The sequence below is a fragment of the Dongia sp. genome, from assembly GCF_041906375.1.
Taxonomy (GTDB): domain Bacteria; phylum Pseudomonadota; class Alphaproteobacteria; order Dongiales; family Dongiaceae; genus Dongia.
Genome location: NZ_JAYRJJ010000006.1, coordinates 270,027 through 291,760 on the forward strand (window position 1 = coordinate 270,027; position 21,734 = coordinate 291,760).

The following is a 21,734-nucleotide window of genomic DNA, read 5'->3' on the forward strand; positions in this document are numbered from 1 at the left end:
GCTGGGTTCAGACGAACTGGTGCTCGACCGAAATGCTGAGGCCAGGCGAATAATAGAGCTTGGTGCCGTCCTCAAAGACCCAATACTGCAGACCCTTCACCTCGATACCGCCATCGGTCACGTGCGATTCGGCAATGCCGCTCTCGAGCAGCCGGAGGTCGGTGACAATGTTCAGGCAGGGGTCGTCACCTTCGTTAAGGATGACGATCTCCCCATTCGCATCGGGCAACAGATCGGCCAGATTGAGCGTGAACTGTGCGCCGGCGCCTTGAGTCGCAGCGTCGATCGCCTCGGTACTTTGGCTATTTGTTTCGATGTCACTCATGGCTGCGCTCATCCCTTGCGCTGCAATTCCTAAAATGCTGCATAAAAGCTAATCGAATCGATTCCATCCCGCAATCCCTGAACCCGAATTGCCCCACCCCTCATTTTCCTATATTCTTACATTAAAGTTTCTTTGTACTATTTTGTTTATAAATGATTATATACATCCTGTTGCGGTATAAATTCTTTCTTAACCATACCCTTAAAATGTGAGCTCGCACCGATTTTTGAGATAAATACCTGATTCAACGAGTTGAATTCTCCTCGCGAACAAGGCCATTGTTCGGAAACCTTGCGCAGGGAATCGGCCGATTTGAACGAGAATTCGCAGTCAATCGCCATCCGGCCGGATCGCCCAGTGGCCCCAAATAGCCCCCGTTTCGGCTGGCGCAACAGCAGCCTCATCGCTGCGGTACTGGCGTCGCTCGCGGTCTTTCTCCTCGCCTTGATTGCCCCCGACCAATTGGAGCGCATCGAGCGGCTCACGCTCAATTCGCGTTTTCTGATCAGAGGACCGGAAGTTCCCAGCGGTGATGTCGTCGTGGTCGGCTATGACGAAGCATCGAACAAGGCGCTCGGCCGATGGCCCGTCAGCCGGCGTGTTATTGCGCAAGCCATCGACCGCGTTGCGGCTGGTGGAGCCAAGACCATCGCCATGGACTATCTGTGGCTGGAGCCGGAACTCGATCTGCCACAGGATATCAGAGCGCAGCTGGATGGATTGGCCCGGGCATTGCCGGCAGATTCTGCGCCCGCACAGCAGGCACGCTCACTTGCCGAAGCAAGCGCCGCCGATATTGTCCTTGCAGATTCGATGCGGCAGGCCGGCAATGTCATCCTTCCGTTCGCCTATTCGACCGACAGCGGCAGCCGCGAGACGCCGAATGCGATCGTCCCCTGGGCCTTCGTCCGCACCAAGCCAGCTTGTTCGCCAGATCGCGTCGCCGAATTCGGCAACGGATTGCAGGCGCCCCTGCCCTCACTCGCCGCAGCGGCAGCTTCAGGCGGCAATGTGAACATCAATCATGATGTCGACGGGGCTCCACGGTCAGAATATCTCGCCACCTATTTTGACGGCGATTGCTTTCCCTCAATGACCCTGGCCGCAATCGCACATTATCTCGGTATCGACTGGCAAAGCGTGCAGATCGATCTCGGCGCGGCCATCCGTCTCGGCAAAGACCGGGTCATCACTCTCGATCCCGACAACAGTGTCATCGTCAACTATTTCGGCGATGCCGCGACGATGCCCACAATTGCCTTCGCCGATGTCGTCAGCGGCAGATTTGAGCCCGGAACATTCAAAGACAAGCTGGTCGTGTTCGGCACCAATTATCAGGGCGGTTCCGATTTCGTGCGCTCGCCGTTCGACTATCAAATGCCCGGGGTAGTGCGCAACGCGACGATGGCCGAGCGCCTGATCCATGGCGGCAATCTGGCCAGGCCGAGTTGGGCCACCTATGCCAGCTTGTTGGCCGTGTTGATTTTGGGCAGCGCCAGTGCGCTGGTCGCCCGCTTCCTGCCGATCAGTGCCGGCATCCTCGGTAGTGTTGGCCTTGCCGCCAGCTGGTGCGTGCTGACCTATTTTGCCCTTTTCCCCGGCGGGGTCTGGATCAACCTGCTCTATCCGGTTCTGTCGATCCTCCTCAACGCCGTAACGCAATTGGCGCTGCGCAGCCTCAGCGAAGAGCGTGAACGCCGTCGTGCCGAGCAGAGCTTGCGCGAAAGCGAAGAACGCTACGCCCTGGCTGCCCGTGGTGCCAATGACGGCCTGTGGGACTGGGATCTTGTCAACAACACCTTCTTCACCTCAGGCCGCTGGCAACAGATGCTGGGCCTGCGCGCAGACCGCCTGTCCGGCCAGCCAGGCGACTGGTTCGATCGCGTCCACCGTGATGATATCGATATGATGCGCGCCGCCATCGACGCGCATCTGAGCGGCAGTTCGACGCATTTTGAGCAAGAGCTCCGGATGCGCCATGGCGAAGGCAACGACCGCTGGGTGGCGATCCGCGGCATGGCCGTGCGCAACCAGGATGGTAAGCCGACACGGTTTGCCGGCTCGATGACTGACATCACCATTCGCAAGAAGGCCGAACAGGATCTTCTCTTCAATGCCTTCCATTCGCATCTTACTCGCCTGCCCAACCGCGCTCTGCTGGTCGAGCGTACCGACCAGGCGCTACAGCTATGGGCCAAGGATCCGCAGGCAGACGTCGTCCTGGCTATCCTCGATATCGACCGGTTCGGCCATTACAACGAAACGCTCGGCCAGAAGGTCGGCGACGACATTCTGATTACCCTGGCACGAAATCTCGAGGAGCATGTCCGGCCGGAAGACACCCTGGCGCATCTCGGGGAAGATGAATATGCGGTCACCCGCTTCGTTGCCGGCAATGTGGAGGAAGGCGTCGAGGAATTGATCGTCATGTTGAAGACGGTCCTTGCGCAGCATATGGAAATCCTCGGTCGCCCAATCGAGATTGAGGCGTCAATTGGCTACGTCCTCGCCTCGCAGGCTGCCGGTGCGGCCGGAGACGAATTGCTGCGCGATGCAAATCTGGCGCTGTACCGGGCTAAAGCACAGGGGCGCGGACAGGTCGTGCGTTTTGAACCCAGCATGCATCAATCGGCCATGAAGCGCTTCGGCCTCGAGGCTGATATGAAGCGCGCCATTTCGGCCGGCGACCAGTTCGAACTGTTCTATCAACCGATCATCGACCTCAAGGACGGCCATCTCCATGGCTTCGAGGCCTTGATCCGCTGGCGCCATCCAGAACGCGGGTTGATCTCGCCGGTCGACTTTATCCCGCTGGCCGAAGATACCGACATGATCATCGATATCGGCCGTAAATCGATCATGGACGCCGCCCGACAGATTGCTGCCTGGATGCCGGCCGAAGGCGATCCGCCACAGATCGCCGTCAACGTTTCCGGTCGGCAATTCGCCGCCGTCGGATTGGTCGAGGATATCGAGCGCGCAATCAAGGTGGCGGGAATTCCTGCGCATGCGCTGAAGCTGGAAATCACCGAGAGCCTGATCATGGACAATCCGGAGCGCACAAATGAAGTGCTGCGCCGGATCATCGCCCTGGGATGCAAGGTTTCTATCGACGATTTCGGAACCGGTTATTCATCTTTGAGCCATCTGCACCGCTTTCCCTTCCACACGCTCAAGGTCGATCGTTCCTTCGTGATGCGCATCAATGACAGCCGTGAGGGTCTGGAGATCGTGCGCGTCATCGCCAGCCTCGCGCATATTTTGGAACGTGACGTTGTCGCCGAAGGCGTCGAAACGGAAGAACAGGCAGTGGAACTCACGCGTCTCGGCATCCAGTTCGGCCAGGGCTATCTCTATTCAAAGCCACTGCCGGCCGGAGAAGCGTCGGTCTTCCTGGCACGCAATCGCGAAAAGCATCGCAAGGGATGAGCGGCCCGTAACCAGAGGTCGGTCCCAACAAAATCTATTGTTGCGAGGCGCTTGCATTCAAGCCCCTATATAGCTCGTCAGCCGCCGGTGGCCACCGACGGGCGCACATGCTAGGCTTCTCCGCCACAGGAGTGTGGCATGACGGAACTGCGACATCGGATCGAAAACAGCATTGATCAGGGCCTGGGACGCGAACCGGCCGATCTGGTCATCAAGAACACCCGCTTTCTCAACGTCGCAACCGGCGAGGTTGCACAGGGCGATATCGCCGTGTGCGGCGACCGGATTGTCGGGACCTATGAAAGCTATCGCGGCAAGCGGGAAATCGACGGCCGAAACTTTACCGTGGTGCCGGGTTTTGTCGATTGCCATCTGCATGTGGAATCAAGCCTGGTAGGCCCGGCGGAATTCGATCGTTGCGCCCTGCCGCGCGGCACCACCACAGCCATCTGCGATCCCCATGAGATGTGCAACGTCCTTGGCAAGGATGGGCTGGAGTTCTTCCTCGCCAGCGCCGACCAAACGGCGATGGACCTGCGGGTCCAGCTCTCCTCCTGCGTGCCGGCGACGCATCTTGAGACGGCCGGTGGGCGACTGACTGCGGCGGATCTTGTTCCCTATCGTCACCACGCCAAGGTCATCGGCCTCGCTGAGTTCATGAACGCACCCGGTATCTTTCACAAAGTGCCGGAGGTCATGGACAAGATCGAGGCCTTCTGGGGCGGGCATATCGACGGCCACGCGCCATTGATGAAGGGTTACGAGCTAAACGCCTATCTCTCCTGCGGCATCCGCAATTGCCATGAAACGACGAGCGCGCAGGAAGCCTGGGAAAAATTGCGCAAGGGCATGCAGGTTTTCATTCGTGAAGGCAGTGCCTGCAAGGACCTCGCGGCACTCGCCGGTATCATCAGCACCACGACCGCGCCGTTCCTCGGCTTCTGCACGGATGACCGCAATCCGCTCGATATCGCTGAGGAAGGCCATATCGATCACCTCATCCGCGGCGCCATCAAGGCCGGCGCCCCGATGGCCGATGTCTATCGCCTCGCCTCCTGGTCGGCAGCGCGCGGCTTCGGCCTCACCGATCGCGGCCTGATCGCGCCAGGTCAGCGGGCTGATCTCGTGCTGCTCAACGACCTCGAAACCTGCGATGTCGCCACCGTCATTGCCGGTGGCAAGTTGGTCGATGACGCCCTGTTCGATACACGGGCGATGCCGGCCCCTGTCGGCTACCGCTCGATCAAACTGGCCAAGGTCGACCCCGGCATTTTCCGCGTGCCGGCGAGCGGCCCGACCGGTCCGGTGATCGGTCTGCGCGAGGGCCAGGTGCTTACCGATTTCCTCACCATGAGCCTGCCCTATCGGAATGGCGAGCGACTGGTCGATCTCGACAACGATGTCATCAAGGTTTGCGTCCTGGAACGGCACGGCAAGAGGGGGTCCGTGGGGCGCGGATTTGTCAAAGGCCTCAAGCTGCCGCGCGGCGCCATTGCGTCATCGATCGGCCATGACAGTCACAATATCTGTGTCGTCGGCAGCGACGACGCGGACATGGCTGTCGCCGTCAACCGCCTGATCGAACTGGAAGGCGGCTTCGTGTTGGCCGAGGGCGGCAATGTGCTGGCAGAAATGCCGCTGCCACTTGCCGGCCTCATGAGTGATCGGGATTTCCGCACCGTGGCGCGTGAAATCAAGGCCCTCCGGGTCGCGGTGCGAGATCTTGGCTGTCCTCTGGCGGAACCATTCCTGCAGATGGCTTTTCTACCCCTGCCTGTCATTCCACACCTCAAAATCACAGATTTGGGCCTGGTGGATGTGGATAAGTTTGAGCTGATTGCGGCCTGAAACGCCCTGGCTCAGCCCATAAAATCCGTCTGGCCCTTGATTGGCGGCTGCAAAGGACCTAGATTTCACACCAACTGATGAATTCTACGAGGAATATGATGGATTTCCGGCAAGGCTTCGTCGATGCGATCGGCAACACGCCCCTGATCAAGCTGCGGAAAGCTTCGGAGCTGACGGGCTGCACCATCCTGGGCAAGGCGGAATTTCTCAATCCCGGCGGGTCGGTGAAGGACCGCGCAGCCTTGGCCATCATTCAAGACGCGGAAGAAAAGGGTCTCATCCGCAAGGGCGGCCTGATCGTGGAAGGCACCGCCGGCAATACAGGCATCGGCCTCGCCCTCGTCGGCAATGCCCGCGGCTACAAGACCCTGATCATCATCCCTGAGACGCAAAGCCAGGAAAAAAAGGATATGCTGCGCCTTGCTGGCGCTGAACTTCGCGAGGTACCGGCCCTGCCCTACAAGGACCCCGGCAATTACGTGCGCGTTTCCGAAACAGTCGCTGAGGAACTCAAGGAGAGCAACCCGAACGGTGTCATCTGGGCCAACCAGTTCGACAATGTCGCCAATCGCCAGGGCCATTACCGCACCACAGGGCCGGAGATCTGGAAGCAGACCGATGGCAAGGTCGATGGCTTCGTATGTGCGGTCGGTACGGGCGGCACGCTGGCCGGCATCTCGATGTTCCTCAAGGAACAGAACCCCAAGATCAAGATCGGTCTCGCCGACCCGGAAGGTGCTGCGCTCTACAGTTATTTCAAGACGGGCGAACTCAAATCCTCCGGATCATCGATTACTGAAGGCATCGGCCAAGGCCGCATAACCAAGAATATTGAAGGTACGCCGGTCGATTTCCCGTTCCAGATTCCTGATGCCGAAGCGCTGCCGATCGTCTTCGACCTGTTGCGCGAGGAAGGCCTCTGCCTCGGCGGCTCCAGCGGCATCAATGTCGCCGGTGCAATCCGCCTCGCCAAGGAACTGGGGCCAGGCCATACCATCGTCACGGTCCTCTGCGACTTCGGGACGCGGTATCAGTCAAAGCTGTTCAATCCGGCCTTCCTGCTCTCGAAAGGCCTTCCGACTCCCGGCTGGCTCTAGTTTCGGCAGGTTGTAAGGCGAATAGCGCGCCATTATGATCAGCGCCTAACAACAAGAAGCGTTGATCGGGATGGAAGAACTCTTTCGCCAGGATTCCTATTTGCGCAGCTGCGAAGCTGAAGTGACGGCCGCCGGTGCCGAGGGCATCGGCCTTAGCCGTACGGTCTTCTATCCGATGGGTGGCGGCCAGCCAGGCGATGTCGGCCGACTGCTTCTCAGTGACGGTACAAGCATCGATATCATCGACACACGCAAGGGCGCTGCTCCCGGCGAAATCCTGCACATTCCGGCCGAGGGAAGTGCGCTAACGGCGGTTGGCGCAAAAGTGACGGCGGCGATCGATTGGGACAGGCGCCACCGCCTGATGCGCATGCACACCTGTCTCCATCTGCTTTGCGCCATCGTAAAGGGCGACGTGACGGGCGGCCAGATCAGCGACGGCAAGGGCCGGCTCGATTTCAATCTTGCGCCAGAGACCGTGCTCGACAAAGCAGCCCTGACTGCTGTTCTCAATGCGCTGATTGACGGCAATCATGACGTGACACCGCGCTGGATCTCCGACGCAGAAATGGCCGCCCATCCGGAATTGGTGCGCACCATGTCGGTGAAACCGCCCAGCGGCCAAGGCAAGGTGCGCCTGCTCGACATCCCGGGATCGATTTGCAACCCTGTGGCGGCACGCACGTCAAAAACACATCGGAGATCGGGCCGGTCGAGATCGTCAAGATCGAGAGCAAGGGCAAGATGAACAAGCGCGTCAACATTGCATTCAAATAGGTACGGACTTTCCATGACCGGCAGCTACGCTAACCCGCAATATCTCGTTCCGACCGACTGGCTGCAGGCCAATCTCAATCAGCCGGATCTGCGCATTGTCGACGCGACCTACTACTTGCCCATGCAGAACAAGAACGCCCGCGCGGAGTATGACGAGCGGCATATCCCCGGTGCCGTATTCTTCGATATCGACGATATCGCCGACAAGGACTCCACCCTGCCCCATATGCTGCCGGCGCCGGAGAGATTCGCCTCGCGTGTGCGCCGCCTCGGCATCGGCGACGGCAATCGCATCGTCGTCTATGACGGCGCCGGGATGATGAGCGCTGCCCGCGTGTGGTGGATGTTCCGTATCTTCGGCGCCAAGGAAGTGGCTGTCCTTGATGGCGGCCTGCCAAAATGGCTGTCGGAAGGGCGGCCCGTCGACGACCTGCCGCCCAATCCGCGTGAACGCCATTTCAGCGCCCGGCTTGACAATACCCAGGTGCGCAGCAAGGCACAGATGCTGGCCAATATCACCAGTCAGCGCGAACAGTCACTCGATGCGCGGGCCAGCGGCCGATTCAATGCGACCGACCCCGAAGTCTGGCCCGGCCGCCGCTCCGGTCATATACCGGGTGCCAAGAACCTGCCTTATACGCAGCTTCTGAAGCCGGATCAGACTTTCCATGATGGTGACACGCTGAAGGCCAGGTTTACCGCTGCGGGCATCGATCTCAAGAAGCCGGTCGTGACTTCCTGCGGCTCTGGGATCACCGCCTGTGTCCTGGCGCTCGGCCTCAGCCTCATCGGCCACCGCGACGTCGCGGTCTATGACGGCTCCTGGGCCGAATGGGGACTGCCCGGCGATACGCCGGTCGAACCATAGAAGCTGGCGACTTGCCAATTCGCCGTGCCAGGAGCGTCGCCCGGGCACCACGAATGAGGCAAGGAACCTACAGCAAATCGCGCTTCACGACTTCTCGCCAGTTTCGGCTGGCAAAGCGCTCGCCGTTTTCGAATGCATCGAGTTCCGCGGTCATGATTAAATCGTCATGGGTCGAACTCATGCGGCAGGTAACGTCGATGCGAATATCCCAGCCTGGCCGCGACTGCACATGGCTCTGCTTGCAGGTATAGGACGCACAAAGTGGGTCATTTGGCGCGATGTTCAACTCCCGACGGATATTGTGCAGGACCTCGATGCCGATCTCGTCGAATCGCTGACGACCTTCGCCAAACACGCCCTCTCCGTCCGTCACATAGCGCATCGCACCCGACACAAGGTCGAAGATTGCTTCGCGTGTAACGCTGCCCGCGGTGACCTGCGAAATCGGTGTCGCCGGTCCGGCAACCGGTTTTTCAAAGGGCTCAATGCCGTCGGTCGATTGCGGACGGCGGTGCGGCAACGAAAGGCGGCTAACACCAGCCACGATACCCAGTGTCGCCACCTCTGGCGCCGGCCAGATCAGCGGCCAATAGGCACTCGTCAATGAGATCCGGATACGATGCCCGGATGCAAAGCGATGGCCGCAGGCATTCATGGTGAGCTTGAAGCGATAGCGTTTGCCTGGTTCGAGCGGCGTCGGATTGGCATGGCTGTCGCGATGGGTCAGGTTGATGACCTGATAGCTCACACGTAGCGACTTGCCGTCCGGCGCCACATCGCAGAGACGCGCACAGAGCTGTGCCACCGGCTTGTCGCTGGTGAATTCGAGGTCAAGTTCCGGGGCTCCCAGAACCTGCATAGCCTCCTTGAGCGGCGCGGAATCGAAGACCAGGGCCCCGACGTCATCCAGGCGTTGGTCGCCCGGCAGTTCGCCGACGCAGCCAGCCCCCATCCATTCGCCGCCCACCATGCCGACATGTTGCGGCGAGCACAGCGGCAGGCTTTCCTCCGCCCCACCAATCGGCGAAAGGCCATCCTTGTTGAGGTAGAGGACTTCCGGTGCGATGCCGGTCGATGGATAGATTTCCTCGGCCACCCAATGACCAGGGTGCATCTGGCGCGTGGTTTCCGGCGCCGTGTATTCCTGCATCCAGGCACGCAGCATCGGCCCCTTGTCGGCGCCGTTCTGCTTGCCCTTCAACCACCGATCCCACCAAGCGACCGCGTCCTGCAAGAACCCGATCGCCGGTCCCGGCGTGCCATCCTGCGGATAGATATGCGCCCAAGGACCGATGATGCCTTTGCGCGGCACTTTGAGGTGCTGCAGCATACGCGGCACGGCATTGGTATAGGAATCGACCCAGCCGCCGATCAGGTAGACCGGCACCTGGATGGCATCCCAATCCTCGCAGATCGAGCCATGCTGCCAATAGGAATCGCGGCGCTGATGCTTCAGCCACAGGGCCGGCCAAAAGGGCATGTTTTCCAGCCGCTCGCGCCACTGATCGCGCCAGCCGGCACCGACCAGTTCTGGATCGGCCGGCCGCCCCTGATAGGCCAGCATGATTGTGCCCCACCACAGATTGTCGTTAAGCAGACATCCGCCCATATAGTGAATGTCGTCGGCATAGCGATCATCGGTCGAGCAGACAGAGACTACGGCCTTCAGCGCCTTCGGTCTACGTGCGGCGACCTGCAGGCAATTGAAGCCGCCCCAGGACTTGCCCATCATACCGACATTGCCGTCGCACCATTTCTGCGCCGCCATCCAGTCGATCACTTCGAGCGCGTCGTCCTGCTCCTGCTGGATGTATTCGTCCCACAACAGCCCATCGCTCTCACCGGAACCGCGCATATCGACGCGCAGCACCGCATAGCCATGGCCGGCAAAATAGCTGTGCATCGGCTCATCGCGGCCGCGCGTGCCATCACGCTTGCGATAGGGAATATATTCGAGGATGGCCGGCACCGGCTTCGCGGCGGCACCTTCCGGCAACCACATCCTGGCCGCGAGGCGACAGCCATCCTTCAGGGTGATCCACAGATGTTCGGTGACTTCGACTTTCAGCGGCAACTCGACGGCTTGGGCCATGAAAAAGTACTCACTTGGCTTTGGCCTGCCGTTTATGCAGCAGAGTGGTCAACCAATCCGGATCCATTTCCGGCACGGAAGACAGCAGCAATTCGGTATAGGCCGGATAAGGCGGTGACAGAACCTTGGTCTTGAGGCCTTGTTGTACCACTTTGCCTTGGTTCATGACCACAATCTCGTCGGCAATTGCGCGCACCGTGGCGATATCGTGGGTGATAAACAGATAGGAAATATCGAACTCCGCCTGCAACCGCAGCAGCAGCTTGAGGATTTCCTCCTGCACGATCTGATCCAGCGCCGATGTCACCTCATCGCAAATGATCAGATCAGGTTCGGCCGCAAGAGCGCGCGCAATGCAGATGCGCTGCTTCTGACCACCAGACATTTCACCCGGCAATCGATCAATATAACTCTCATCGAGTTCGATCATCTTGAGCAGTTCGATGATCCGCGCTTCCAGCGCCTTGCCGGTGAGATTGTGGTAGAAGGTCAGCGGACGGCCGATGATGTCATAGACCCGGTGGCGCGGATTGAGCGCCGTGTCCGGGCTTTGATAGATCATCTGGATACGCCGCAGGCTCTCCTTGTCGCGCTGGGCAAGCGCCGGTGGCAGATCGGCGCCGTTAAACTGGACAGAGCCTTTGCTGGGCGGCAGCAGGCCGGTGACGACGCGCGCCAGGGTCGATTTGCCGGAACCGGATTCTCCAACGACGGCGACTGTTCGTCCGCGCGGTACCGATACCGATACGTCATCCAGAATTTTTACGGCATTGCCATATGCGGCATCAATATGGTCGACCTTGAGGATCAGATCCTCGGTGGTAGATTCCTGCTTGGCAAGGCCGCGCACGGCCCACAAGGAGCGTGTATAGGCTTCCTTCGGCGCGGCCAGCATCTCGCGCGTGGGCGCCTCTTCAACCAGCTTGCCGTGACGCAGCACCATAATGCGATGCGCCATCTGCGCCACAACCGCCAGGTCGTGGGTGATGTAGATGGCTGCCGTATGGAATTCTTCGACAATGGCTCGGATCGAGGCCAGCACCTCGACCTGTGTCGTCACATCAAGCGCTGTCGTCGGCTCATCGAAAATGATGAGGTCCGGCCGGCATGTGATCGCCATCGCCGTCATGACGCGCTGTAGCTGACCACCCGACACCTGATGCGGATAGCGCGAGCCGATATTGTTCGGGTCAGGCAGGCGCAATCGCCCGTAAAGATCCTTGGCATCGGCGATCGAGGCAGCGACATCGCGAATGCCGTGCTGCGTCTCGGTCTCGATGGTCTGGTCGATCAGACGATGGGCCGGATTAAACGAAGCAGAAGCGCTCTGCGCCACATAAGCGATACGCGAGCCGCGCAACTTGCGACGCTCTTCATCCGTGGCCTTCAGCAGATCCATGCCGTCGAACGTCACCGTGCCACCGTTGAAGCGGCAACCCGGCCTGGCAAAGCCCATGGCGGCAATACCGAGGGTCGATTTGCCGGCACCTGACTCACCGATCAAACCCAAAACCTCGCCACGGCGTAACGTGAGATCAACGCCTTTCACAATTTGATGCCAGACGTCGTCGCTCTCGCCCTCGATCATCACGCCGCGCATCTCGAGGAGAACGTCTCCCTTAGTACGCCCCGGCTGTTTCGCGGCCGACTGTTTCAAATTGTCATTGCCCATCGCGCAACCCGCTTGTCTTGTGCAAGAACCAATCGACGACGAAATTGATGGCAACTGTCAGCAGCGCGATCGCACCGGCCGGCAGCAGTGGCGTGATATCGCCATAAATGATCAGCGTCGCATTCTCCTTCACCATCAATCCCCAATCCGCCGTCGGCGGCTGCAGGCCAAGGCCAAGGAATGAAAGCGAGCTGATGGTAAGGAAGACAAAGCAATAGCGCAGGCCGAATTCGGTCACCAGCGGCGGCATGATGTTCGGGACGATCTCGCGGAAGACAATCCAAGGAAGCCTTTCACCGCGCAATCTCGCAGCCTCGACAAAGTCAAGGGAAACGACGTTCATAGACACGGCACGCGTCAGGCGGAAAACGCGCGTTGCGTCCACGATGCCGATGACGATGATGAGGTTGATTGCTGTCGGCCCCAAGATCGAGAGCATCATCAATGCGAAAATGAGACTGGGAATAGCCATCAGCGCGTCGATGAAACGGCTCACCACCTGGTCGAACCAGCCGCGCAGGATCGATGCCATGATGCCAAGGATGCCGCCGGTCAGGAACGAGAACATGGTCGCTGCGAAAGCGATGCCCATCGAGTTTCGTGCGGCGTAGATCATGCGAGTCAACATGTCTCGGCCCAGTTGATCGGTCCCCAGATAATAGGGCGCCTCCCAAGGCATGTAGGAATCGCCGACGACCTCGGCTTCCTTAAACGGCGCAATCTGGGAGGCGAACAACGCGACCAGAATGTAGGCAGACAGCACGATGAGGCCGAACCAAGCACTCCATGGCGCCTTCTTCAGCGCCTTCATCGACGCACTAACTTTCGAGCGGCGCGCCCGTGGGACCTTTGTTTCTGTCATTGCTTCAGCCATTTTGTGGTCCCCTCCCCCTCATTCTCAGCGCGGATGCAGCAAACGGGGGTTCGTCGCGATCGAAATGATGTCGGCCGTCAGATTGAGCAGGATGTAGGTGGCGGCAAAGATGAGCGCGCAGGCCTGCACGACCGGAATGTCGCGCGAAGTGACCGCATCAACCATCAACTGGCCGATGCCTGGATAGGTGAAGACCGCTTCGACCACCACAACGCCGACCACCAGATAGGCGAGGTTGAACGCAATGACGTTGACGATGGGCGCCCAGGCATTCGGCAGGGCGTGGTGCAGGATGACCCGGCTCTTGCTGAGGCCTTTGAGGCGCGCCATCTCGATATAGGGACTGGCCAATAGATTGATGATGGCGGCGCGCGTCATGCGCATCATATGCGCCACGATGACCAGCGTCAGCGTCAGTGCGGGCAGCGCACAGCGGATCAGACGCTCGCCGATCGCCGTGTCGGCATCGACCGAGGCGAGGCTCGGAAACCAATGCAGCTTCACGGACAGGAACAGCATCAACAGATAAGCCATGAAGAATTCGGGCATCGAGATGGTCGTCAAGGTCGCCGCATTGACGACACGGTCGAAAATCGAATTGCGATAGAGCGCCGCCATGATGCCGAGGAACAAGGCCAGGGGCACGGCGATGATGGCGGTGAGGCTGGCCAGAAACAGAGTATTTGCCAAGCGTGGTTCGATCAAATCCGCAACGGTACGGCGGTAGTCGACGCGGCTGGCGAAGGACTCACCGAAGTCGCCCTGTGCGACATCAGCGATCCAATTGATGTAGCGGGTCACCGGTGGCTTATCGAGACCGATTTCACGCTCGAAGGCGGCACCGGTTTCCGGGGTCCAGGCCTGGCCCAGAATGGCCTTGGTGAAGTCGCCGGGCAGAAATTCAACCAGTGAAAAGATGACGATCGAAACGATGAACAAAGTCATCTGACCCAGTCCGAGTCGCTGCAGGATCGTTCTTGTGATTGGATGCATCACGTCCCCACCGCGCCCTCGCGATGTCCCCTGGTTAAGTCGAACTGCAATTTCGCGAGCAAATCTTTAAACAAGGCACGATCGGGCCGCCACCTTGCGGTGGCAGCCCGATTGCATTCACTAGCTGGGGATTAGGCCATCCACCAGCGCGAGCAGATCTTCATGCCATCGACGTCCCAGTTCGACAGCAGATCACCGTGGGCGACCGCCTTGGAGTGGGCCGAGACGTAGTTGTTGAAGACGATGTTGATCAGGCCACCATCGTCATGCACCAACTGCTGCATTTCGGCATACTGCTTGGCGCGCGTCTCGGAATTAGTTTCCGAACGGGCCGCAACCAGCAACTCGTTGAAGCGCGGGTTCTTCCAGAAGGTGTCGTTCCACGGCGCCTCGGCCGCATATGCGGTCGTGAACATCCAGTCGCAGGTCGGACGGCCATTCCAATAGGAGGCGCAGAACGGCTTCTTCAGCCACACCGCGTCCCAGTAGCTGTCGGCCGCTTCGCGGATGACATTGATGTTAATGCCTGCCTTGGCCGCACTTTCCTTGAACAGGGTCGCGGCGTCGACGGCACCCGAGAAAGCGGCATCGGAGACGGAGAGATCGACCGTGAGGCCTTCCTTGCCCGCCTTCTTCAGCAGTTCTTTGACCATATCCGGGTTGAAGGTGTGGATCGGTTCCGGGTTGATCGCGTACTGCACCGACGGAGCAATCGGATTGTCGTTGCCGGCAGTTGCATAACCATGGAACACCTTCTTGGCGATTTCCTCGCGGTCGACGGCGTTCTTCAAGGCATTGCGCACGTCGGGATTGTCGAACGGCGCCGCAGTCACGTTCATGACGAAGATGTAGTGACCGTAGCCGGTCACTTCCGTGACGTTGATGTCCGGGTTCTTCTTCAGGAGGTTGACGGTCTTGAGATCGCAACGGTCCATGAAGTGAATTTCGCCCGAGGTGAGCGCATTGGTGCGCGCCGCGACATCGGCGATGACCTTGATTTCGACATCATCGAAATAGGCCTTGCCGTAGAAATTGTCGTTGCGCTTCAGCTTGGCGCTGACGCCTGGATCGAACTTCTCGATCATGTACGGGCCGGTGCCGATGCCCGATTCCCAATCTGCCTTGCCGTCGGCCTTGGCTGGCATCGTCTTCAGGTGGTAGTCGCTGGCATAGAAGGGGAAGTCAGCGTTGGCGCCCTTCAGCGTAAAGACGATGTTGTCGCCATCCGCCTTGATGTCCTCGATTGTATCGACGACCGATTTCGCCGCCGACTTCGAATCCGGCCCCATATGGTGCCTGAACGAAGCAATCACGTCCTCAGCGGTAACCGTCTTGCCATTGTGGAAGGTCACGCCCTTGCGGAGCTTGAAGGCCCACTTCTTGGCGCCATCCGACGGCTCGAAGCTCTCGGCGAGGTCGCCGACGATGTTACCGGCTGTGTCCATTTCGGTAAGGCTGTTGCCGGTGGCACCCCAACCCACGGTACCGGTCATCTGGTCCGGATAGGTCGCCGGATCTAGCGAATCCGTTGTGGCACCGTGGCCCAGACCGATCTTGAAGCTGCCACCCTTTTTCGGTTCCTGCGCATAGCCGGCTCGGCTCAGCACACTAGTGGCCAAGGCCGTCGAAATACCCAACGCCGCGGCCCGCACCATGAAATCACGCCGCGAGACACGCTTGGCGAAAGCGGCCTGCTGCAACTCTTCCCATTGGTTCATTCTTGTCTCTCCCTAACGGCCGAACCGACCGACCCCATGCCGACCGGCGGCAAAACCCTGCGTGATTGGGCCTCTTGCTCTTTGGCAGAGGCTCCGTTCGTTTCTTCTAGTTAAGTCATCATTAGGGCGACGCGGCAAGAATTCTTGATGAATTACGACATCCCGTCATTGCTATGCGACACAATCACCGGATCGTGCTGCATTTTTTCACGCTGCCCGAACTTGCTGCAGCGCCAAAGCCGCGTTGATCGCAGCGCAGCAAACACTAAGCTCACGCGCTGCTGCCGGCGACAGATGAACGAGACGCAGATAAGTGTGCGGAAGCCCCAATCCACAAGTATAACCGCACGGTATGCCAGCATGACGCAAACGCTCAATGTAGCTTTCGCCATGCGGCAGAATAGGGTCCATTTCCGCGGTCGCAATGAAGGCCGGCGGCAATCCGGCAAATGATTTGGCAGAAAGCGGCATCGCGTATGAATTTTCTGCCAGCTCCTGCCCGCCGAAATAGGCACGCACATAGTGGCTGACGGATTCCGCCGAAACGCCGCCGGAAAGGCCGGCTGCGATTTTTGTTGTGAGCGCCGGATATATTAGCGTCTGATGCCAAATCCGTGGCCCGCCATGATCCCTGATCCAGTGGCAGAGGCCGGCCGCCAGATTGGCACCTGCGCTGTCGCCGGCGACCCCCAGGCGATCCTGATCTAGCCCATATTGGCGCCCGGCAGACGCAACCCAGTTCACCGCCGCCAGGCAATCCATCAGGGCGTCTGGAAAGACGTTCTCCGGCGCCAGCCTGTAGTCGAGGTTAAGCACCGCAACCTTCGCCTCGGCGCAGATCCGCGCCACGGGCAGGTCATGACTCTCCGGCGAGCCCAGAATCCAGCCGCCGCCATGAAAATAGATCACGACCGGCAATGGCGCCTCAACACCGGCGTCTTGCGGTGGCCGATAGAGCACGCCGCGCCGTGCTCCGCCGGGCGCCGGCACCATGACCGTCTCGACAGTCACCCCATTGGGGCGCGGCGCATGATATCGCCGCCAATATTCCTCATAGATGCGGCGCTGCTCCGCCATAGGCAGCGCGTCATAGGCCGGTGTGAAAACATTGTCTGAATCGGCGATAAAGGCAGCGACGGCGGCGTCAGCTGGCGCGATTTGCTTACTCATGAGCATCCTGTCGGGTCTTGTCCGGTACTTGCATTGCGCTTATTCGACACGGCATCATCCCGCGCGACAACCGAAATCCGCCAGTATCCTCAATTTTGACCCGCGCCCTCAATTTTGAATTGACCGATCGATCATGACGCCATCACCCGCCAACGACCAGACCGTGACGATTGGCTTCCTGCTGATGCCACTCTTCTCAATGATGGCCTTCGTCTCGGCCATCGAGCCGCTGCGCGTTGCCAACCGCATGGCAGAACGCCAGCTCTATCGATGGGAAGTCCTGTCTCGCGATGGCAATCCAGTGACGGCCTCCAACAACATGTCGCTTGCCGCCGATCATTCCATCGCCAAGCACCCGAGCTATCCGATGGTCGTCATCTGCGCCAGCTTCAACCCGCTGCGCCACTTTGATGCTCCCTTGAAGCAATGGCTGCAGCGCCAGAACGCCGCGGGCGTAGAATTGGGTGCCATCGACACAGGCGCATTCCTGCTCGCTCGCGCCGGATTGCTCGACGGATACCGGGCCACCACGCATTGGGAAAGCCTCGACAGTTTCAGCGAGGCCTTTCCCAAGGTCGAAGTGGAGAACTCTCTCTATGTCATGGATCGCAATCGCTGGAGCTGCGCCGGCGGCACGGCGTCGCTCGACCTGATGCTGCATATGATCCGCCGTCAGCACGGCCACCGCATTGCCGCAGCCGTCTCCGAGCAGTTCATCCACCCTGAGATCCGCGGTCCAGGTGACCGTCAGCGCATGGAACCCAAGGAACGCCAGGGCATCAGCCACGCTGGCCTGTCGCGCGTGATCAAGTTGATGGAATCCCGACTTGAGGAGCCGGTCATGAGTGCCGCCCTTGCCAAAGCGGCCGGGATGTCCCTGCGCCAACTCGAACGACTATTCGACCGCTATTTCGGCATGTCACCGCGCCGCTACTACCTCGATCTCCGTCTGCAGAGAGCCCGATCGATGCTGCAATATACCGACATGTCGATTGTAGAGGTTGCCGTTGCCTGCGGTTTCGGCTCAGCCGCCCATTTCTCCCGCAGCTATCATGGCTGGGCTGGCAAAGCGCCCAGCGCCGAAAGGCGCCGTCCGGCCCTCGGAATCATGCCCGTCCTTCGCTAGTGCGAGAGTTTGATTGATGACGTAATAGATCAAACGCTTGTCGAAATGCGTCAACCCGATTAGAACCGCCCAAGCCAGCATCTCGCCAATTCAAGAATCCTCCTGCCGTATAGAGAGAGTAGCCATGAACTATGAAGTGATCGTGACCTGTGCCGTGACCGGTGCTGGCGACACCGTGGGTAAGCACCCGGCGATCCCCGTGACCCCCAAGCAGATCGCCGATGCGGCGATTGAGGCTGCCAAGGCCGGCGCCACTGTGGCGCATTGCCATGTCCGCGATCCGGAAACCGGCAAGGGCAGCCGGGACGTCAATCTATACCGCGAAGTCGTCGACCGTATCCGATCATCGGGCACTGACATCATTCTCAACCTCACGGCCGGCATGGGCGGCGATCTTGAAATCGGCGCAGGTGAAGATCCCTTCAAATTCGGCAAGGCGACCGACCTGGTCGGCCCCCTCACCCGCCTCGCCCATGTCGAGGCGCTGCTGCCGGAAATCTGCACGCTCGATTGCGGAACACTCAACTTCGGCGATGGCGACTACACCTACATCTCGACGCCGAACATGCTGCGCGCGGGTGCCAAGAAGGTGCAGGAACTCGGCGTGAAGCCGGAGCTTGAGATCTTCGACACCGGCCATCTCTGGTTCGCCAAACAGATGCAGAAGGAAGGCCTGCTCGGTGACAACCCGATGTTCCAGCTCTGCCTCGGCATTCCGTGGGGCGCCCCCGCCGACACCACCACCATGAAGGCGATGGTCGACAACCTGCCGCAAGGTGCGATCTGGGCCGGCTTCGGCATCGGCCGCATGCAGATGCCCATGCTGGCCCAGGCCATGCTGCTGGGCGGCCATGTCCGCATCGGCCTCGAGGACAATATCTGGCTCGACAAGGGCGTTCATGCCTCGAATGGTTCGCTGACTGAGCGCGCCTGCGAGATCATCACGCGCCTCGGCGCCCGCCCGCTCACCCCGGCCGAAGGCCGCAAGAAGCTCGGCCTCAAGGCCCGCGGCTAATCGAACAAGGACGAAGAGATCATGATCACCAATATCAAGAAAGCTGCCGTCATCGGCACCGGCGTCATCGGCTCGGGCTGGGCGGCCCGTTTTCTCGCCGCCGGCCTCGACGTTGTTGCCTGGGATCCCGGCAAGGGCTCGGAAGAGCAGCTCCGTAAGAACGTCGCCAATGCGTGGCCGGCGCTTGAGAAGGTAGGCCTGAAGCCCGGTGCCTCGCAGAGCCGCCTGAGCTTCGTCTCGACCGTCGAGGAAGCCGTCAAGGATGCCGACTTCATCCAAGAATCGGCACCTGAGCGCGAAGACCTTAAGCTAAAGCTCCACGCCCAGATCACCGCCGCGGCGAAGCCCGATGCCATGATCGGCTCCTCAACCTCCGGCCTGCTGCCGTCCGATTTCTACAAGGACGCGAAGAATCCGGAACGCTGCATGGTCGGCCATCCATTCAACCCGGTTTATCTGCTGCCACTGGTTGAAGTCTGCCCCAGCAAGTGGACCTCGCCGGAAGCGATCCAGGCCGCTATCGCGTTCTACAAATCCCTCGGCATGCGCCCCTTGCACGTGCGCAAGGAGGTCCCCGGCTTCCTCGCCGACCGCCTGCTGGAAGCCGTGTGGCGCGAAGGCCTTCATATGGTGAAGGACGGCTACTGCACCACCGGTGAACTCGACGACGCCATCCGTTTCGGCTTCGGCATCCGCTGGTCCTTCTTCGGCATGTACATGATCTATCACATGGCAGGCGGCGAAGCGGGCATGAAGCACTTCCTGGAGCAGTTCGGCCCGGCGCTGGAACTTCCCTGGACGCATCTCAAGGCACCGCCGCTCACCGACGATCTCATCAACAAGATCGTCGAGGGCACCGAGGCTCAAGCCGGCACGCATTCGATCAAGGATCTCGAGCGCCTGCGTGACGATTGCATCATCAGCGTGATCAACGCGATCACCGAAGCCAAGGCCAAGCATGGCTGGAAGTACGAGGACTAATGCGATGAGCGCCCTGCCCAGCCGCATTGGTTTGAGGCCGCATCGAGAGGTGGTCCTGCGCGAATGGGCCGACTACAACAAACACCTCAACGACGCCTTCTATCTGGTCATCTTCAGTCACGCGACTGATCACATGATGGACCAGATCGGGCTCGATGCAGCGGGGCGGGAGCGCAGCCAACATTCGCTATTCACGGCCGAACTGCATCTCAACTATCTGAAAGAAGTGAAGGTCGGCGCGGAAGTGCGCGTGGAGACGACGTTCCTTGGCCACGACGCCAAGCGTCTCCACATCTTCCACACCATGTATGTTGGCGACGGGGCTGAACCGGTCGCCACCAATGAGCAGATGCAGCTCTCCATGGACATGACCGGCCCGCGCGTATCGCCATTTCAGCCGGACGTCCTGGCGGCGATCGAGAAGATAGCCGCCGAACACGCTAAATTACCCAAGCCGGCCCAGATGGGCCGCGCGATTGGAATGCCGCCTAAAAAGGGGTGAGGACCATGAATTTCGGATTGACCAGCGAGCAGCAGATGCTCGTCGAGGCGACGCGCGCCTTCGTGGAAGCTGAACTTGTCCCCTATGAGAGCGAAGTCGAGAAGACTGATCATGTCCGTCCAGAGCTGATCAAGCAGATCCACGACCGTGCCATCAAATCCGGCTTCTATGCAGTGAACATGCCGGAGGAACTGGGCGGTGGCGGTCTTGATCACGTTCACCTGACCCTCTTCGAGCGCGAATTGGGCCGCACCAGCTTTGCCCTGCAATACGCTGTCCATCGCCCCAGCAATATCCTGCGCGCCTGCAATGACGAGCAGATGGAACGTTACCTGCTGCCAACCATCCGCGGCGAGCGTGTCGAATGTCTGGGCATCACCGAACCGGATGCCGGCTCCGACGTTCGCTCAATGAAGACGCGTGCCGAAGCCGACGGTGACGACTTCATCCTCAATGGCACCAAGCACTTCATTTCATACGCCGACGTCGCCGACTACATCATCCTGTTCGCCGCTTCTGGCGTTGAAGAGACGAAGCGCGGACCGAAGAAGCTGATCACCAGCTTCCTGGTCGACAAGGGCACACCGGGCCTTGAGGTTCACATGGGCTCGCGCTCGGTTAGTCATCGCGGCTTCCATCATTGCGAACTCGTTTTCGACAATTGCCGGGTTCACAAGCGCCAGGTCCTGGGCGAGGTGCATCATGGCTTCGACGTTGCCAACACTTGGCTGGGCGCCACCCGCCTTACGGTGGCTGCACAATGCGTCGGCCGGGCGCAGCGTGCGATGGAAATGGCCACCAACTGGGCTGCCACCCGGAAGCAGTTCGGCCAGACCATCGGCAAGTTTCAGGGCGTTTCATTCAAACTCGCCGACATGGCGACCGAGATCGAGGCAGCCAATCTCCTGGTCCTGCAAGCCGCCTGGAAGACGGCCGAAGGCAGTGTCCAGGACCAGGACTACGCCATCGCCAAGCTGTTCGCGACCGAGATGCTGTCCCGCGTCACCGACCAAGCCGTGCAGATCTTTGGCGGCATGGGGCTCATGGAAGAAACCGGTATAGAGCGCTTCTGGCGCGATGCCCGCGTCGAGCGGATCTGGGACGGCACATCCGAGATTCAACGCCACATCATCTCGCGCGCTTTGCTACGCCCGTTCGAAAGCTAAAGAACCGCACAAATGTGCCGCTAACCATTCCCGAATTCGCGGCAAAATATTAGCAAGGCGTTAATGCGCATGGCGAGGCGC

General features: G+C 59.9%; 17 protein-coding genes and 1 pseudogene. 11 read left to right on the forward strand and 7 right to left on the reverse strand.

Features of this window, described 5'->3' with window-relative positions; genetic code table 11:
• Positions 1-7: 7 nt before the first annotated feature.
• The gene (locus ACE3OA_RS18580) at positions 8-325 is read right to left on the reverse strand and encodes a hypothetical protein (RefSeq protein WP_374313509.1); all 318 of its coding nucleotides are present in this window, start codon (positions 323-325) and stop codon (positions 8-10) included.
• A gap of 357 nt (positions 326-682) precedes the next feature.
• Here ACE3OA_RS18580 and ACE3OA_RS18585 point away from each other — a divergent pair, with 357 nt between their 5' ends.
• From ACE3OA_RS18585 to sseA, 6 genes and pseudogenes are all read left to right on the forward strand, one after another.
• Positions 683-3,754, forward strand: coding sequence for an EAL domain-containing protein (locus tag ACE3OA_RS18585; protein WP_374313511.1), 3,072 nt, complete (start codon positions 683-685; stop codon positions 3,752-3,754).
• 138 nt (positions 3,755-3,892) lie between these two features.
• Positions 3,893-5,602: an adenine deaminase gene (gene ade, locus ACE3OA_RS18590; protein ID WP_374313513.1), complete on the forward strand. Its 1,710-nt coding sequence runs from the start codon at positions 3,893-3,895 to the stop codon at positions 5,600-5,602.
• 98 nt (positions 5,603-5,700) lie between these two features.
• The gene (locus ACE3OA_RS18595) at positions 5,701-6,699 is read left to right on the forward strand and encodes a cysteine synthase A (RefSeq protein ID WP_374313597.1); all 999 of its coding nucleotides are present in this window, start codon (positions 5,701-5,703) and stop codon (positions 6,697-6,699) included.
• Between the two features lie 70 nt (positions 6,700-6,769).
• A pseudogene (locus ACE3OA_RS18600) lies at positions 6,770-6,991 on the forward strand (alanyl-tRNA editing protein); the annotation flags it as partial.
• Between the two features lie 368 nt (positions 6,992-7,359).
• Entirely contained in the window at positions 7,360-7,476 is a 117-nt protein-coding gene (locus tag ACE3OA_RS18605) for a hypothetical protein (protein ID WP_374313515.1), read from the forward strand.
• 13 nt (positions 7,477-7,489) lie between these two features.
• Positions 7,490-8,344, forward strand: coding sequence for a 3-mercaptopyruvate sulfurtransferase (gene sseA / locus ACE3OA_RS18610; protein WP_374313517.1), 855 nt, complete (start codon positions 7,490-7,492; stop codon positions 8,342-8,344).
• 67 nt (positions 8,345-8,411) lie between these two features.
• Here the strand turns inward: sseA and ACE3OA_RS18615 are convergent, their stop codons facing one another.
• The 6 genes from ACE3OA_RS18615 to ACE3OA_RS18640 all read right to left on the reverse strand — a co-directional run bounded on the left by ACE3OA_RS18615 (position 8,412) and on the right by ACE3OA_RS18640 (position 16,863).
• Complete coding sequence (locus ACE3OA_RS18615; RefSeq protein WP_374313519.1) at positions 8,412-10,436, reverse strand: CocE/NonD family hydrolase; 2,025 nt, start codon at positions 10,434-10,436, stop codon at positions 8,412-8,414.
• 10 nt (positions 10,437-10,446) lie between these two features.
• Entirely contained in the window at positions 10,447-12,036 is a 1,590-nt protein-coding gene (locus tag ACE3OA_RS18620) for an ABC transporter ATP-binding protein (RefSeq protein WP_374313521.1), read from the reverse strand.
• A 61-nt stretch (positions 12,037-12,097) separates the two neighbouring features.
• The gene (locus ACE3OA_RS18625; protein ID WP_374313523.1) at positions 12,098-12,982 is read right to left on the reverse strand and encodes an ABC transporter permease; all 885 of its coding nucleotides are present in this window, start codon (positions 12,980-12,982) and stop codon (positions 12,098-12,100) included.
• Positions 12,983-13,006: 24 nt separating this feature from the next.
• Positions 13,007-13,975 carry an ABC transporter permease gene (locus tag ACE3OA_RS18630; protein WP_374313525.1) on the reverse strand — a complete coding sequence of 323 codons (969 nt, stop codon included), beginning with the start codon at positions 13,973-13,975 and terminating at the stop codon, positions 13,007-13,009.
• 131 nt (positions 13,976-14,106) lie between these two features.
• Positions 14,107-15,693 carry an ABC transporter substrate-binding protein gene (locus tag ACE3OA_RS18635; protein ID WP_374313527.1) on the reverse strand — a complete coding sequence of 529 codons (1,587 nt, stop codon included), beginning with the start codon at positions 15,691-15,693 and terminating at the stop codon, positions 14,107-14,109.
• 207 nt (positions 15,694-15,900) lie between these two features.
• Positions 15,901-16,863, reverse strand: coding sequence for an alpha/beta hydrolase (locus ACE3OA_RS18640; protein WP_374313529.1), 963 nt, complete (start codon positions 16,861-16,863; stop codon positions 15,901-15,903).
• Between the two features lie 133 nt (positions 16,864-16,996).
• Here ACE3OA_RS18640 and ACE3OA_RS18645 point away from each other — a divergent pair, with 133 nt between their 5' ends.
• The 5 genes from ACE3OA_RS18645 to ACE3OA_RS18665 all read left to right on the forward strand — a co-directional run bounded on the left by ACE3OA_RS18645 (position 16,997) and on the right by ACE3OA_RS18665 (position 21,653).
• Complete coding sequence (locus tag ACE3OA_RS18645) at positions 16,997-17,989, forward strand: GlxA family transcriptional regulator (protein WP_374313531.1); 993 nt, start codon at positions 16,997-16,999, stop codon at positions 17,987-17,989.
• A 124-nt stretch (positions 17,990-18,113) separates the two neighbouring features.
• Positions 18,114-19,004: a 3-keto-5-aminohexanoate cleavage protein gene (locus ACE3OA_RS18650; RefSeq protein WP_374313533.1), complete on the forward strand. Its 891-nt coding sequence runs from the start codon at positions 18,114-18,116 to the stop codon at positions 19,002-19,004.
• 21 nt (positions 19,005-19,025) lie between these two features.
• A complete protein-coding gene (locus ACE3OA_RS18655; protein WP_374313535.1) occupies positions 19,026-19,985 on the forward strand; it encodes an L-carnitine dehydrogenase in 960 nt (319 codons plus the stop codon).
• A gap of 4 nt (positions 19,986-19,989) precedes the next feature.
• The gene (locus ACE3OA_RS18660) at positions 19,990-20,487 is read left to right on the forward strand and encodes a thioesterase family protein (RefSeq protein ID WP_374313537.1); all 498 of its coding nucleotides are present in this window, start codon (positions 19,990-19,992) and stop codon (positions 20,485-20,487) included.
• Positions 20,488-20,492: 5 nt separating this feature from the next.
• Positions 20,493-21,653, forward strand: a complete 1,161-nt coding sequence (locus ACE3OA_RS18665; RefSeq protein WP_374313539.1) for an acyl-CoA dehydrogenase family protein — start codon at positions 20,493-20,495, stop codon at positions 21,651-21,653.
• Positions 21,654-21,734: the final 81 nt, after the last annotated feature.